This window comes from Symbiopectobacterium sp., from assembly GCF_047692315.1.
In the GTDB taxonomy this organism is placed as follows: Bacteria; Pseudomonadota; Gammaproteobacteria; order Enterobacterales; family Enterobacteriaceae; genus Symbiopectobacterium.
In genome coordinates this window covers 1-13109 of record NZ_JBLLJS010000006.1, presented here as the reverse complement: position 1 = coordinate 13109, position 13109 = coordinate 1, and the positions used below count along the sequence as shown (strand labels likewise).

The window sequence follows — 13109 nt, the reverse complement described above, 5'->3', positions numbered from 1 at the left end:
GCAGCCAGCAACTGGTCGCTTTTAGTCGGGTCTGTTGAAACACCCACATCGGTCATAATGGCAATAATTTCAGCCTGCACATTTCTAATGGCAGACTGGGCATTATTCATAAATAACGCTGTGACAATGGTTCCCAGCTCTCCCGTTAACGGATTCCCGTCGTGAAACGTATTATCAGGCGATTCAACGGGGGGGCATCTGATTTTGCATAATTAACGGTCCTGATACGAAAAATAACAAAATGTGTGAGCGGGTTTCAGGTCATTGAATACCGATTCAATAACCGTGTCGCCAAACGACAATAGCCGCTCGCCAACTGCTGATAATCCTGTTCTGAAAACATATTTTCTTACCTGAGTCCCCGTGATATTGACGCGCCATGCCCACATCACATCATGATGCATCAGTGATTCGCCGCATCGGCTGATACCGGAACGAAAGGGACGTAATTCATCAATCGTGATGGTGTAGCCGAGACGGTCTGCAAGACGGGTAAAATAGGGAATACTGAGCCCACCAGTTTCAGCCAGCTTGAATAACACGTTTTCCAGGCGTTGCTGGTAATTGCTGTCTGCTATCAGTGTAATATCGAGAACGCGCTCCCAGTCGGTCAGCAGGCTTTGTGCATAAATCGGCGTGATAGCCCCTAAAACACGGTCTGATAACAGCGCTGCGATAATTGCGTCTGTGGCATCAGCCAGCGAGGCACCATTTAATAAAACACCAACAGTAATATCGATATTCTTGATGGTGGGGCCGAGTACCATTGTGTTTTTTGCCGTCACAGGACGGACGTCATCAATATATGCTTATACGGCGCTAATGATTTCGTCGGACGGCAGACCGTTTGCGGAGGTGATCACCACATCCACCGCACCCAACCCGCGACGCAACGGATAGACATAGGCCGAGGTAACGCCAGTCACACTCATCGCCCAGCGTTTATAGTCATATTTATTGCCACCGGCGGGCGGACGCCTGATCAACTCAAGGAGACGGGCCAGCATTTCCGCATCCGTCTCCCTGTCGGTTCCGCCCGCCATCACACTTATCGTGGCGGTACTGTCAAACCCAAACGGCGCACTGGCGAATGTCCCTACCGCTGTGGCCGTCGTATTGCCTGCTGCGCCGCTGGTTGATGCAATGGCAGGAATAACCACCGTTCCATCAGAGCCGACCTTTCCTGCTGCCGTTGTCGTATAGGACAGACTGCCAACATTGATAACCAATCCTGCTACCGCAGGTGCGCCCACATTGCCGGATGCGGTTATTGTGCCAACCGCCGTAGTCGCTGCCTTACGTGAAATATCCCGTAAGCGGCAGTGCATTTCGAGGAACTCGGTATCGGCGGTGTCGGGGAAAATCTACCGGACAATCCAGCCTTGATGCTGATAAACGCCGGTAATGACGCTGGCAACTGACAAGGCCCGGACATAATAATAGCTGTCCTGGCCGATATCGGCGTCGGGTAACAGGTTACGCAGGTCGCGTAATATCCGGGTGCGAGTTTCCTCAAAGGCGGGTGTGATGTGCGGCATCAGCTCACCCTCACCGGATGTTTAAAGGGTTGTTTTTGGCCGGTGGCATCAATAACTTCAATCAGCAGGATGGCCCAGCCGGGATTCCCGGCAGAGACAGAGACTGAAACCGACGTGGCGCGGCCATCATCAACAAGGGGTTGCAACGCTTCTTCGGCGTATTGTTGTGCCAGTTTGTACACGCGGGAGACGTCTTTTTCCCGCGCCAGCAGGTGCAGTCGGGAGCCCAACAAGGGGTCAGCCCACCATGCGCCCAGTGGCGTCATGAGGCGTAGGTAAACGGCATTGGATAATGTCGTTGTCGTCGTTCCGGTGTAGTCACCGGTTGTCGGGTTCAGTAAATTATCCATGCCGCCAGAATGGCTGCATGGAGACAAGGGAGGTAGTGGAAGGGGTTCAGTGGTTAAGAGGGATTTGCCGGGCCAGTCTTACCGCCCGAGTCGCCGTCATGATCATGGCGTTTCAGGCTAATATTACCGGCCTTGACATCACCGTCAGTTGAATAACTGCCGCCGGTTTGCGTGACACTGCCATTAAACGAGGCACCGTCGCCACCTTTGATTGCCATGCCACCGTTGCCGGTGATTTTGCTCTGTGCGGTGACCTGCTCACTGGCCGTGACCATCGGGTCTTTTACCACCGCTTTCATACCGTGCTGGCCGGTCTCGGCTACGCCGGTACTCAGTTCAATATCGCTGTCTGCATCATCCCCCACGTCGATAATCGCGGTTTGTTTTGTGGAAGAATGCGCGTGGCTTTGGGCTAATACCGTCAGTTCTGAAAAGGATTTGTCTATTGAGCTGGCATCAGACAGCGACAGCACGTTATTGCCTTTACCATCCATACGCAGAACCAGGGACGCGACCGGCGGGCGGGTGTAATCCGGGCCACCGATGACCAATGTCCCATCCGGTGCGAACCACGGCCATAATCCCCGCGCGGCACAGGCACGCAGCAGCATGTCCCATGCGCGTTCGCCAGGCTCTGCGCTGATTTTGTCACTGCGGATCGTTCCCTCGGACTCAATGCGGATCTTCGTGATACCCAGAGGGCGCACGATTTGGGCTACCACATCAGGCAGCTCCATCTGGCGGGCGGTGAGTATCGGCGCGGCGCAATCGACCAGAACAGCAGCACTGTCACGCCCGGACAGCGACAATGTGACACCGCCACGTGCCACGGAGCGCTGAACGCTGTCAATGCGCCCGGTCAGCACGGTGTCATCGCCCACCTTGACCATTACCGGCGCACCGCGCACCACGTCGGCAGGAAATTTCCCCTCGGGCAGTCCCAGGCTGACGCTCCAGGCGTCGGCGGGGATCAGGAAGTCGGAATCAATCTGGTAGCGTGACCAGTCGCCGTGCTGTTTACCGTTGATGATAACGGACACCGTCGCATTATCGGTGGCCGGGTTATTCTGCGTAGGCATTCAGCACGTCCCCCATCTCCAGGTTATTCGGGTTACGTAATTGCGGGTTGAGGCGTTGCAGCTCTGCCGCGCGGGAATAGTCGCTGTACCAGCGGTGAGCCATGAGGTGAAGGTTGCCGGGGGCGGTGACGGTTTTCTGCATCAGTTGGGGTTTTTCATTGATCACCGCTTCGGCCAGTGACTGCACCGCTGCCGCGACAGTCGCCAACTGGTTGATAACCGGCTCATACGACAGTCCTAGGGGCTGCGGGCTGCTGCTGATTTCGTCCATCGCCGGTGCGTAAGTTGCTCGGGTGATGTCGATGGCGTCCTGTATCATCTGCCGAGTTTCGTTGGCGATCTTCTCGATATCCACCGGTGTTAATACCGCCGTGAGCGCACTATCACTGAGGATCGTGCTGGCTTCATCAACAGCCTCCAGTGCCACGGCCACAGCCACAATCGTTGTCAGTTCGACAATATCGCTGGCGACCAGATTCTGAGGCATATCGACGGGTGTATCGATACTCCCGGTCACCAGATTTACCAGCATTGCCTGGGCAGTCTGCAACGCCGCATAGGTATTTGCCCAGTCTGCCATGATGACGGCGGGTGCGGCGGTGTAATTGGCGGTAGCAATCTGCTGTTGAGTAACCGCCGTTGATACACTGCTCTAGGTCGATGACGTGGTCGGATTATCGGTCGCGCCGCCACCAGAGGAACTTCCCCCGGATGCGTTGCTGCCCGACGATGACGTCCCGGCCAATACTGTACCGCCGCCGCTGTTGACATAGGTTGTGTGCAACGAGCTTTTTGACGCGCCCATTTTTAACGACAGCGCAGAGCGCAGGTCACTGAAAAATGCCGAGGGAGAATTGATAAAATCGGTGGTGCCGCTGATAAACCCGCTTATATCACTGCGGAAAAGGGTGATTATGTTGAGTGCCTCTGTCGCCAGGCCGCGCACTTTATTCATCATCTTACGCGCCGCACGCAACGGTTGCGTGACGTTCTCCATCAGGGTATTGGCGCTGTCGATCAATGCCTGTGACTGATTAAAAATCTCGTCGGCTTTAGATAATGGGTAGTCTTTGACGAAAAACGGGTTGCCGGTTTTGGATTGAACGAACTGAATATCTAGCGTGCAATAATCAACATATTCAGCATCATGGTTAATCTGAAACACATTCACCAGCATATTCGGCATTGAGCCAAAAATCGGGTGTACCAACTCGGCGGCACCGCGCTTTCTTAACGCCTCACGCAGCAATTCAAGGCGTGACTCGTAATCATCGCCCCAGATGACCGCCTGAATTTGAACACTGTGCGGCTTGAGGCCCAAATCCTGAATATCCGCGCCGTCTATATTGGGATATTCATGCTGGGCCATGTCACGCTGCGCACTGTCACGGGCGTTGATCACATCAAACTTAACGCCCCGATAAGAGGCATCCTGTAACGAATCCTCCCAGGCCATTATTGGTACGCTCCGTTTGAACCGCGCGTGGCCTGCTTACCGTTGAACTCATTGACGGTTTCAGCCAGGACGCGGCCACCCACCTCAAGGCGGATCGTTGCCTGTATCGGGCACTCAGGTTGTTTGGGCTGAGCCAGGGCTGGTGTGGGGCGCATCCAGTCGGGCAGACCGAGCGCAGCAGGCGGCAGGCCATTGCCGATACTGGTTGGCTTGCTCCACCATGTCGAACGCTCATCATTGTTATCGGTTGAGACCTTCAGCGGTTCAATACGAACGACCGGAACGGGGCGAACACCCGCGCCGGTATCCGCTGACGCGTTAGGAACTGGCGGCGGGCGAATGCCGGTGTTTGCGTTCAGCAACGGAAACGTTGTTAGCGCGGCGGTAATATAGCCTGGCAGTCCATAGCTTTCCAGCCTGGGGATATCAATTGAGCGGGGTTTATTCCACCACGTCTTGATTTCGTCCCAGGCATCCAGTGCGCCAGGCTGCGCCCGCATCGAATCCTGTAGCCGCTCTGTATCGCTCGCATACTGATTCGTAGATAGCGGCTGGCGAGCCTTGTTATCACCACGTTCGACCTGCACCAATGGTGCATCCTGTGTTGCCTGATAGACAGAAAGAGGGACTAATGCTTTTCCGGCAAATCGACTCAGCAAATTAGGCATACGTGAACCAGGGGGAGTCACTGTCGGTGCGTTAGTACCTGGCGGAACCGGAGGGTCGGGTGGTGGATTTATCCCGCTACCTGAGAGTAACTTCCATGCAGCGAGAACGCCTCCGGCAGTTACTGCACCAGCCCCCAGCGCTTTAATACCTATCGTTGCACCAGAAAGCGCTGTGATTAACTCTGGGTATTCTTGGGCGTAGCTGGTCAACTTAGAAACCAAATCGCCGTACCAATCGGCTAGCGGTTTTGTGGCGTCTTGTTCTGAAAAAAGCTTCTCTGATTCAAATTGCTGTGATTTGTACGCCGACGTCGATGATATCACCGCAAATAAATCGGCACCTGCGCCTGTCGCGTTTTTCGTACCGGCAATTTGTTCTTTGATAAAGTCTTTTTTGAGGATGCTCGTTTTTAACGCCATCCCAGCCTGCTGGTCAGCTACAATCTTTGACGTGATGGATGAAATCACCAAATCAAGTGATGCAAGAATGTCCTTTTCTTTATCAGTACCTTTGTATTTTTGAGCCGCAGCACGCAGCTTCTGCACACGCTTGTCCGATGAAACAATACCGTCCACCGCGCCAGTGAACGCATCAGATGCACTGACACCCTGCAAACGCTTCCCGGCCATATAGTCGGTATAACCAACTGTACGGCCATCTTTCATGCGGAACTTGTAGCCTTTCAGGGCATTCTGCGTGTCTGCACTGGTGTATTTATCTAGCAGGTTGTTAACGTTTGTCGATGCAGCACTATTATCTCCTGCTGTCTCCGCGTTAGCCTGAAGCATAGCCAGCAGTTTATCCAGGTCATTCAGACCGGACATACCTACAGAGTTAGCTTTAGTCATAGTCAACGACAACGAACGGGCCATATCTGCCAGCTCATATTTCCCGTTTTCACCTGAGCGAATGGCTTTGTCGTAAACTGCAGGCAGATCTTCAGCTTTAATCCCAAAGTTTTTAATTGCGCCAATACCAATCTGTGCCAGATGTTCAGGGTTAGCACCCGATGCGCTGGCATACTTCATAATATCTGGCAGCATTTTTATCGCAGCATCTTCATCCAGACCGCCCGCAAAGAGAGCCCCCAGCGTAGTTTGCGCGGCCTCTGGTGTTCCACCGCCATAGCGAACAGCTTTCCTTATTGTGTTGTTAATCACTGGGATTTTCTTAATGCGCTCATCCGAGGGGAGCGCGTTGTATGCGGTATTCGCAATCTCCGCATTTTTACTTTCAAACGCCATTTGCCGTTGAACGGGGTCTTTGATTACCATTGTTGCGGCAGTAACCCCACCCGCTACAGCCATTGCACCAGAGCCAACCGCACACAGCTTGTCCATGCGGCTCATGGATTGAGCGACACCGCTTAATTCAGTGCGTAACCGACTGACACGGTCTGTCATCGCACTGAACGCGCGTGATTGCTCGCTGGCCGACATCACGCCCATGCGGGTTAGGCGACTATACGCGGCAATGGTTTGCTGAATTTCACGCTGGATCTCGCGCTCAGAACGGATACCGAGCGTTGAGCGGGCACTGTTGGCGCGTTTAAACTCTTCGCTCAACGCGCGGGACGCCCGGATGCCTTGCTGGCTATTCTGCAACTAGGTGCGGGCCAGTGCGCCGGAGGCATTTTGCGCCGCCTTGGTCTGCTCCACAGCATCCTGCATCGCTTTGCGCAGCACCTTTGAGCCGGTATCACGGGCCGATAGTGTCAGGGCCATTTGCAGATTGCGGGCCATTGATTATCTTCTCCCTTTCTTGTTGGGTTTTCTGGGGCGTTTCTGGCGCATTGACTTCACGCGGCGGGTTGACTATTCCCCGGCTGACGGATTTTTACCGTGCAACCGAGCCAGTGCCTGGATATAGCCGTCCAGCTCTGAACGGCTTATCGCTTCTATTTGCTGCTTTTTGCTGCTTTGTGATGCCGTATTTTCCGAGGGCGAGGATGACGCTGCGGTATCCGGCGAGGGCGCTCTCGATTCCATCAGCTTTTTTTAAGGGCTGAGATTTGCGCGTCGATGAGGTCAAAATCATCGTCAGACAACTGCTCCAGTAACAGTTCCGTTGTCACTTTTTCCGCGTCGATACCCTCAATTGTCACCACCCGCGCCAGAATACCGACGCGGTAGTGCATCCCTGCGGCGACACCTTCCGTGGTACCTTTTTCGTCCTGGGTTTCCTCCAGTGCGGCGATGGTATCGCCTACCACCGGGAGACGAACGGTGAACGCAAAATGACGTTTACCGTCCAGCTCGACGCCATACAGCAATGAACCTTGTTCCGTCACGATCATTCCTCCACCCGACGCAGCGCCTGGAACGTGATATCACGTTTGGCTTCATTTTCGACCGTATACTGCGCACCGACCTGGGTACTGTACGCATCCCAAAACGACACCTTCTTACCGCCACTGCCGGAGAGCGGGTATTGCGTGATTTTCACGCCCTCCATACCCTCCCAGTCCAGATCGCCGGTCAGGGGGATCACCACCGATACCGTGACCTGATATTCCCGGATGCCGCGTGAAAACCCTTTCGAGCGCCCGGTTTTGTTCATCGTCTTGACCGGTTTACGCCCGGTCTGCGTGTCTTCTTTCAGGTCGGTACACTCGATTTCCTGTCCGTTGATCTCGAGGATGATTGCGCCGACATACTCTTCTAAGGCCATGCTATGGACTCCTTACAGCAACAGGTCGATACGACCGGCGAAAATATGCAACCCGTTCACAACATCAGCCGGGATGCGGCCATTGAGTCGATTGCTATCCTGCGAATCACGCTCGATGATCAGCGCGGCTTTGTTCGCGTCCACCTCTTCGATGATCTCCAGCTCTTTGAGCTTGTAGAGCACATCCAGCAGCTCGCTGCGCACCCGGTCTGGGGTGCGGGAACTCAGCTTGTCGCGCGGAAAACGCAACGCGATACGCTCACGGCATGCCTTGCGCACATAGTCGAGGGTGCGAATAGTAGTGATATCCAGCAGCGACACATCATCAACACCTTCGGCGTTCTTGGTGTAGGTGGTGATCGCCCGGACAATCTGCACCGCGTCACCGGGGCCGACTTCAAACGGGGTCAGCCCGTTATACAGGGCATTCTCTTGCTCATTACGCCCCGGACGATCCGCAAGCGCAGTCACATCCAGTGTGCTCATTGCCAGCGTGTTTAACGGGCGGGTGGGGTCTTCTTCGCTGGCGATGACGGCGGCATAGGCTGCCGCAATCTGCGCAGGCGTTTTCACCGAGCCGTTATGCCAGCCCACGGTAATACGGCCACTGTTGATGCTGGCCGCAAGCGTTGTGCCGGTGGACAGGGATTTAGGCCAACCGGCTACGCCGATTGCGCCGCGCTGCTCCAGCGGGCCGCTCACATTGTCCAGGTGCGTGCGCAGGGACTCTAACGCCGCCGACGTGGCGTAAGGACTGACCACAATGTTATGACCGGCGGCAAACACCGCCGCCAGGGCGGGCGCAATATCCGGGTCGATGCCGCCACCACTCATAGCCGCCACGGCAACCGTGATGCCTGTTGCCGAACTACCGGCACGCAACTTGATATCGTTGCCCGCTGCGCCCTTGTTTTTTGCGGTTAACGTGACAACACCTGCCGCCGTGACCGGAAGCGCGGTTTTTTGTGCGATGGCGGCATTCAGCGCCGCCGCCACTGTTGCCGCCGTATCGTTAGCGGAAATCGCCACATCGACACGTACCGTTCCCACCCACAGGCTGAGCGCCCCCGATGCCGTCGCCGTACCAGTGACGGTTAATTTACCGCTTGATGCCGTTGCCGCGCTGTCATCGCTGATCCCGATAATCTGCAACTGCAAATAACTGTTACAGCCAATCGCCTCAGCGGCCATGAGGTGCGCCATCGAACCACGCCCGAACAGGGTAGCGGCCTCTTCATCAGAGAACACATCGACAGCCTGGAGCGGTGTTGCGGTTCCGGTTTCCAGCATCTGCGCCAGCATCAATACGGTTTGCTGATTGCCGGGTAGCGTGCGCACTGCCAGCCGGGTATTAAACTCAAAGTATTTCCCTGGTTTGCGAATGCTGCTGCCGATTTGGTAAAACTCGACGTTAGGACTTGCCACGGTTCACCTCCTCACCGTCATCGGTTACTGCTTCTGCCGCTTTGCCTTTTTTTGCCGCCGTGGCGGCTTCACCGCCGGGGACGATCAGCAAGTCACCTGCACCAATCTGGCGCAGGTAGTAGGCCGAACGCGCCACCGTAACGACCTCATCCGGGCCGATGTAACGGTGCGGGTTATCTTCACGCGGCACCTGAATACCCGGTGCCGCCTTAACCTTGATTGTCATGATGAATAATGTCCTCTGCATCCGGGTTAGCCGGAGTCTGGGGAATGTCATAGCTGAGGCGGGTACGTAACCAAGCCGGATCATCGGGACTGGTTTCACCGCGATAGCCGTTAAAAATGCTGTCCGGGTGGAACGCTGAGGGGCCGTCAAGCGGGTATTTGCCGTTCTCAAGTGCGGTTTCAAACCATCTGGTGTCGAACTCGCAGGCGAAAACAGACAGTGCCTGGCGCTCTAACTGGGTGTTAAACAGCGAACGCACCCGGCCAGGCATCAGGAAATCGACCTTCAGCCCGAACTCGGCGAGGTCTTGCCCGGACAACAACCGGCGCACCGCACTGACCATGCGATAGGTGCCCACTTCATTGAGGTTTGCACCGCCGTGGCGCGAGGCTTCTTCGCTGCGTACAGTGCGCTCACCGACGATCACCACAAACCGCCCGGTAACTTCATACTTGCGTTTACCGATATTGGCGTTTTTGGTGTTCTGGATGCCGCCGAACGTCACCCACACGGCAGGCATGGCACGGGCGACGTCTTCCGGCTCGCCGTCCAGTTCGCCACCGTAGGAGCACACGTTCGCGGCCATGCGGCCCATGCCTTTTTGCAGACGCTCGATCATGCCATTCTCAATATCGCGGATAATCAAAATGCACCTCCCCCGGTCGCATCCCGGTCAAATGCGCGACCCGCAGACTGAAAACGTGCGCCGGAGCTGGTCTGCTGAACCACCTGGCCGTCCGGCATTTTGCCCAACGAGATCTTCCCGTCGGCGACGCGCTCCAGATAACAGATAGCGTCTTCGTAGCGCACGCGAATTTCCTCGGTCATCTGCGTACCCGCACCGCACAGCAGGTAGCGGGCAATATCACAGCAGCGACCAACCAGAATTCGCGGCGTATCCTGCCACGGCACCGGATAACGCCCCGCCAGATAGCTATCGATTCGGCACTGGCGCGGTTTAACGCGCCATTCATGGCTTCATCATCAATGTCGCCGGTGAAATCGCGGTCAGTAAGCGAGCCGCACTCCTTCTCACCAAACGCCAGCACCATATCGTCACGGGTCGCGTACATTATTTTTTTGCCTTCGCCGTGTCCGTTGCGGCCAACTGCGCCTGAAGCGCATCACGCTCGGTAGTCAGCGCCGCGTTGCTTTCTTTCAGCGCATCAGCCTCAAGCGTTGTAATACGCTCGCGCGCGGCTGCCAGTGCGGCAGCGGTATCGCCATCGGCCACGGCATCACCGCTGACGCGCGTGACGATCAACTGCGGCTCGCGCTCCAGCGTCGCCAGCTCTGCGGCGGTGAAACGGTCATCGGGGTACGTCCGCGTTGTGGCGCTGTGCGCCATACCGCAGGGGCGGAAACCGTCAACTCGGGCAGTGATTTGGATCGGCATTATGCGTCCTCCCCGGTTGAGCCATACGCCATCTGCCAGAACGCGTAACCGCTGTTGGCGCGGGCTTCTGCACCAAAACGGAACTTCTTGCGCATGTACACGTTGTCGCTGTTGTAATCGGTCTGTTCAACGAATTCCGGCTTTTTACGCTCCTGGTAAATAATGGGCTTAACCGGCTTGCTAGTATCGAACAGGAACCACTCGGTATCGGTTTTCAGTTCGGGGACGACCAGCACTTCCGCCGTAACTTTGTACGGGTTCGGCGTGTTATCCGGGAAACGGTCGGCGGTCATCAGATAGTTGGCCTCGTCCTCCAGGGCGGGCGGAACAACCAGAAGGCCGGGCAGGATTTTGAGTGACGCACCTTCCTCGTCTTTCATGTTGCGCAGGGCTTTACGTGCCGCGCCGTAACTGGCCTGTGCGGCGGACAGCTTTTTCGTGCCTTTATTCGATACAGACTTCCCTCTGACGGGGTGATCGGTATCAAAGAACGGCTGGCCGTCATAACACAGGTTCGTGAAGCCGTTGCTGACCAACGCAAACACAATGTCGGCGGGCAGAGCTCTGCGGCAGACTGGCCTGCCGCCTGCGCCTGGATTGCATACCCCATCAGTTGATCGTCGTCGATATCGTTGCGATCAACCTCGACGGTGGCCTCCCAGTCCTTGTTGCGGATGGTGTAATTAAACGAGGCCAGCGATTTGATGACCTTGTCGCCCACCCATTCACGCATTTTCGGGAAGCGCGACAACCAGGAATAATCGTTTTCCTTGCCCGTTGACGGCATGACCATCGCTACCTTTGTCCAGTCAGACGGCGTTTGGGTAAACGCTTTCTGAAAGGTGGCTTTCAGGTTGACGAAAATCTGTTTGACGTTCTTTACATTCACTAACACGGTGTTTCTCTTTAAATCAGAACCCAGACGCCATCTCTGCCGACAGCCTGAACCTTACCGGCAACCGGGCGGGCATCCTCATTGCTGGTTTTGGCGACGGTCTGACTGTCAACGACATGGCAGTCTTTGCCGACGTCGGCCTGTGTCACCGCATCCGCGCCGTGATTGGCAAACTGCCATGCCCGGCCACGTCGCAGCAGCGCATCCACGCCGCCATTTGCCCCCGCGCGGTTATCCACCCAGCCGTCACTGACGCCGAGGGTGATTTGTGCGGCAGTTGCTGTCGCGGGCACCGCATACCCGCCTGCATTGGCGGCGATGATATGCCCGCCAAAAATCTCCGTAGCCGCCGCGACAGGAACGGGGAACAGCAGCCCGTCTCGGTGAGGCGTATTGCGATCACTCATTGCCTTCTCCTTTTACAAACTTTGCGACATCAGCCGGATTGGTGCCCATCATGGCGCAGATGGCGACATCAACTACCTCGTCGTCATGGCTGGTTTCGGTTTTGGGTTTAACGCCTGCGGGCGGCTGCCCCCCGGTCTGGGTGGTGGTCAGCGCGGCGATTTTTGGCGCGTTGTCCAGGAACGCTTTCAGGCTGTCCGGGGATGATTTCGCCAAGGATTCCGCCCAGGATTTTTGCGCCGGAAGTAAACGGCCATCAGACAGCGCAGCGGTGATAAGCTCCGCGCTCTGCTGCTGCGCCAGTGCCGCGACATTGTTGTTCGCGGTTTCCAGCGCCTGGGCGACGGATTGCTGCATTACCTCAACCGGCACCCATTTTGCCGGGTCGGGATTGGCAACCTGCGCGGTAAGCACGGCAACGCTTGCGGCATCCGCCGTCAGTTTTTCAATCAGATTGAACGGGGTCGCAGACAGCGTTTGAAATGGACGCTGCTGCCGTTCCGGCTTCACCGCCGGTCAGTTGATCAATCAGCTTGTTCAGCTCGGCGATGATGTCCTCTGCCGTTGCCGTAATCGGCAAATTCAGCATCCAGCGCAGACGCTCCAGTAGTTCGTCCATAGTGTCCTCTTGGGTTGATGATGTGACGGCCAGGAGTGAGGCTGCGGCAAGCATGACCTCATCCATCCCGTCAACAGCGGGGGTGTTCGTGAGCGCGGCGTGCAGGAGCTGCAAGACGCGGCCTGATTTGTCGTAGGAAAAAACCGGGGAAATAAAGCGATATGAACCGTCGGCAATCATCGGTGCGGCTCTGTCTGTCCAGGTAACATCCACCGCAAACAGACCGTCACCTTCGCGCCACTCCAGTTTTTTAAACCAGCCGGAAGCTGGGGCGGGTTTACCATTTTTAGCCGCACGCAGGGTCTGGTGTTCATAATCGATAACGTAAGGGGTTTGCTTGCTGGGTGTCAGCCGCTGCGATCAATGCCTGTGCTACCTCGG

The 13109-nt window shown here is 56.1% G+C and carries 18 protein-coding genes and 2 pseudogenes; all 20 read right to left on the bottom strand.

Features of this window, described 5'->3' with window-relative positions:
• Positions 1-212: 212 nt before the first annotated feature.
• The 20 genes and pseudogenes from ACMZI0_RS02360 to ACMZI0_RS02265 all read right to left on the bottom strand — a co-directional run bounded on the left by ACMZI0_RS02360 (position 213) and on the right by ACMZI0_RS02265 (position 13028).
• Positions 213-767 carry a YmfQ family protein gene (locus ACMZI0_RS02360; RefSeq protein WP_415671813.1) on the bottom strand — a complete coding sequence of 185 codons (555 nt, stop codon included), beginning with the start codon at positions 765-767 and terminating at the stop codon, positions 213-215.
• Positions 768-809: 42 nt separating this feature from the next.
• The gene (locus ACMZI0_RS02355) at positions 810-1364 is read right to left on the bottom strand and encodes a baseplate J/gp47 family protein (RefSeq protein ID WP_415671815.1); all 555 of its coding nucleotides are present in this window, start codon (positions 1362-1364) and stop codon (positions 810-812) included.
• The gene (locus tag ACMZI0_RS02350) at positions 1365-1538 is read right to left on the bottom strand and encodes a hypothetical protein (RefSeq protein WP_415671812.1); all 174 of its coding nucleotides are present in this window, start codon (positions 1536-1538) and stop codon (positions 1365-1367) included.
• Positions 1538-1888 (bottom strand): phage GP46 family protein, encoded by a 351-nt coding sequence (locus ACMZI0_RS02345; RefSeq protein WP_415671811.1) that lies wholly within the window; start codon positions 1886-1888, stop codon positions 1538-1540. The genes ACMZI0_RS02350 and ACMZI0_RS02345 overlap by 1 nt, the downstream gene beginning before the upstream one ends.
• Before the next feature lie 53 nt (positions 1889-1941).
• Positions 1942-2967, bottom strand: a complete 1026-nt coding sequence (locus ACMZI0_RS02340; RefSeq protein WP_415671810.1) for a phage baseplate assembly protein — start codon at positions 2965-2967, stop codon at positions 1942-1944.
• On the bottom strand, positions 2951-3547 hold the full coding sequence (locus ACMZI0_RS02335) for a hypothetical protein (protein WP_415671809.1): 597 nt from the start codon (positions 3545-3547) through the stop codon (positions 2951-2953). The genes ACMZI0_RS02340 and ACMZI0_RS02335 overlap by 17 nt, the downstream gene beginning before the upstream one ends.
• A 72-nt stretch (positions 3548-3619) precedes the next feature.
• A complete protein-coding gene (locus ACMZI0_RS02330; RefSeq protein ID WP_415671808.1) occupies positions 3620-4423 on the bottom strand; it encodes a DNA circularization protein in 804 nt (267 codons plus the stop codon).
• Positions 4423-6531, bottom strand: a complete 2109-nt coding sequence (locus ACMZI0_RS02325; RefSeq protein ID WP_415671807.1) for a phage tail tape measure protein — start codon at positions 6529-6531, stop codon at positions 4423-4425. The genes ACMZI0_RS02330 and ACMZI0_RS02325 overlap by 1 nt, the downstream gene beginning before the upstream one ends.
• A gap of 375 nt (positions 6532-6906) precedes the next feature.
• Positions 6907-7080, bottom strand: a complete 174-nt coding sequence (locus tag ACMZI0_RS02320) for a hypothetical protein (protein WP_415671806.1) — start codon at positions 7078-7080, stop codon at positions 6907-6909.
• Positions 7080-7382, bottom strand: coding sequence for a hypothetical protein (locus tag ACMZI0_RS02315; RefSeq protein WP_415671805.1), 303 nt, complete (start codon positions 7380-7382; stop codon positions 7080-7082). Before ACMZI0_RS02315 ends, ACMZI0_RS02320 begins: the two co-directional genes overlap by 1 nt.
• Before the next feature lie 2 nt (positions 7383-7384).
• On the bottom strand, positions 7385-7762 hold the full coding sequence (locus tag ACMZI0_RS02310) for a phage tail protein (RefSeq protein ID WP_415671804.1): 378 nt from the start codon (positions 7760-7762) through the stop codon (positions 7385-7387).
• A 12-nt stretch (positions 7763-7774) separates the two neighbouring features.
• A complete protein-coding gene (locus tag ACMZI0_RS02305; protein WP_415671803.1) occupies positions 7775-9187 on the bottom strand; it encodes a phage tail sheath subtilisin-like domain-containing protein in 1413 nt (470 codons plus the stop codon).
• Positions 9174-9413, bottom strand: a complete 240-nt coding sequence (locus ACMZI0_RS02300) for a hypothetical protein (protein ID WP_415671802.1) — start codon at positions 9411-9413, stop codon at positions 9174-9176. The genes ACMZI0_RS02305 and ACMZI0_RS02300 overlap by 14 nt, the downstream gene beginning before the upstream one ends.
• Positions 9397-10059, bottom strand: coding sequence for a DUF1834 family protein (locus tag ACMZI0_RS02295; protein ID WP_415671801.1), 663 nt, complete (start codon positions 10057-10059; stop codon positions 9397-9399). The genes ACMZI0_RS02300 and ACMZI0_RS02295 overlap by 17 nt, the downstream gene beginning before the upstream one ends.
• Positions 10056-10465, bottom strand: a pseudogene (locus ACMZI0_RS02290) (gp436 family protein). The gene ACMZI0_RS02295 and the pseudogene ACMZI0_RS02290 overlap by 4 nt, the downstream one beginning before the upstream one ends.
• Positions 10466-10485: 20 nt before the next feature.
• Positions 10486-10809, bottom strand: a complete 324-nt coding sequence (locus ACMZI0_RS02285) for an HI1506-related protein (RefSeq protein ID WP_415671800.1) — start codon at positions 10807-10809, stop codon at positions 10486-10488.
• Positions 10809-11704 (bottom strand): annotated as a pseudogene (locus ACMZI0_RS02280) (Mu-like prophage major head subunit gpT family protein). The gene ACMZI0_RS02285 and the pseudogene ACMZI0_RS02280 overlap by 1 nt, the downstream one beginning before the upstream one ends.
• An 11-nt stretch (positions 11705-11715) precedes the next feature.
• Positions 11716-12111: a hypothetical protein gene (locus ACMZI0_RS02275; RefSeq protein WP_415671799.1), complete on the bottom strand. Its 396-nt coding sequence runs from the start codon at positions 12109-12111 to the stop codon at positions 11716-11718.
• The gene (locus tag ACMZI0_RS02270) at positions 12104-12619 is read right to left on the bottom strand and encodes a phage protease (protein WP_415671798.1); all 516 of its coding nucleotides are present in this window, start codon (positions 12617-12619) and stop codon (positions 12104-12106) included. The genes ACMZI0_RS02275 and ACMZI0_RS02270 overlap by 8 nt, the downstream gene beginning before the upstream one ends.
• Positions 12555-13028, bottom strand: a complete 474-nt coding sequence (locus ACMZI0_RS02265; RefSeq protein WP_415671814.1) for a phage protease — start codon at positions 13026-13028, stop codon at positions 12555-12557. The genes ACMZI0_RS02270 and ACMZI0_RS02265 overlap by 65 nt, the downstream gene beginning before the upstream one ends.
• Positions 13029-13109 lie beyond the last annotated feature (81 nt).

What these genes read in the sequence shown, in the direction of transcription:
- ACMZI0_RS02330 (WP_415671808.1), bottom strand. Translation starts at nt 4,423, where the DNA reads ATGGCCTGGGAGGATTCGTTACAGGATGCCTCTTATCGGGGCGTTAAG.
- ACMZI0_RS02300 (WP_415671802.1), bottom strand. Translation starts at nt 9,413, where the DNA reads ATGACAATCAAGGTTAAGGCGGCACCGGGTATTCAGGTGCCGCGTGAA.
- ACMZI0_RS02335 (WP_415671809.1), bottom strand. Translation starts at nt 3,547, where the DNA reads ATGGCAGACTGGGCAAATACCTATGCGGCGTTGCAGACTGCCCAGGCA.
- ACMZI0_RS02350 (WP_415671812.1), bottom strand. Translation starts at nt 1,538, where the DNA reads ATGCCGCACATCACACCCGCCTTTGAGGAAACTCGCACCCGGATATTA.
- ACMZI0_RS02320 (WP_415671806.1), bottom strand. Translation starts at nt 7,080, where the DNA reads ATGGAATCGAGAGCGCCCTCGCCGGATACCGCAGCGTCATCCTCGCCC.
- ACMZI0_RS02275 (WP_415671799.1), bottom strand. Translation starts at nt 12,111, where the DNA reads ATGAGTGATCGCAATACGCCTCACCGAGACGGGCTGCTGTTCCCCGTT.
- ACMZI0_RS02310 (WP_415671804.1), bottom strand. Translation starts at nt 7,762, where the DNA reads ATGGCCTTAGAAGAGTATGTCGGCGCAATCATCCTCGAGATCAACGGA.
- ACMZI0_RS02285 (WP_415671800.1), bottom strand. Translation starts at nt 10,809, where the DNA reads ATGCCGATCCAAATCACTGCCCGAGTTGACGGTTTCCGCCCCTGCGGT.
- ACMZI0_RS02340 (WP_415671810.1), bottom strand. Translation starts at nt 2,967, where the DNA reads ATGCCTACGCAGAATAACCCGGCCACCGATAATGCGACGGTGTCCGTT.
- ACMZI0_RS02360 (WP_415671813.1), bottom strand. Translation starts at nt 767, where the DNA reads ATGGTACTCGGCCCCACCATCAAGAATATCGATATTACTGTTGGTGTT.
- ACMZI0_RS02325 (WP_415671807.1), bottom strand. Translation starts at nt 6,531, where the DNA reads ATGTCGGCCAGCGAGCAATCACGCGCGTTCAGTGCGATGACAGACCGT.
- ACMZI0_RS02345 (WP_415671811.1), bottom strand. Translation starts at nt 1,888, where the DNA reads ATGGATAATTTACTGAACCCGACAACCGGTGACTACACCGGAACGACG.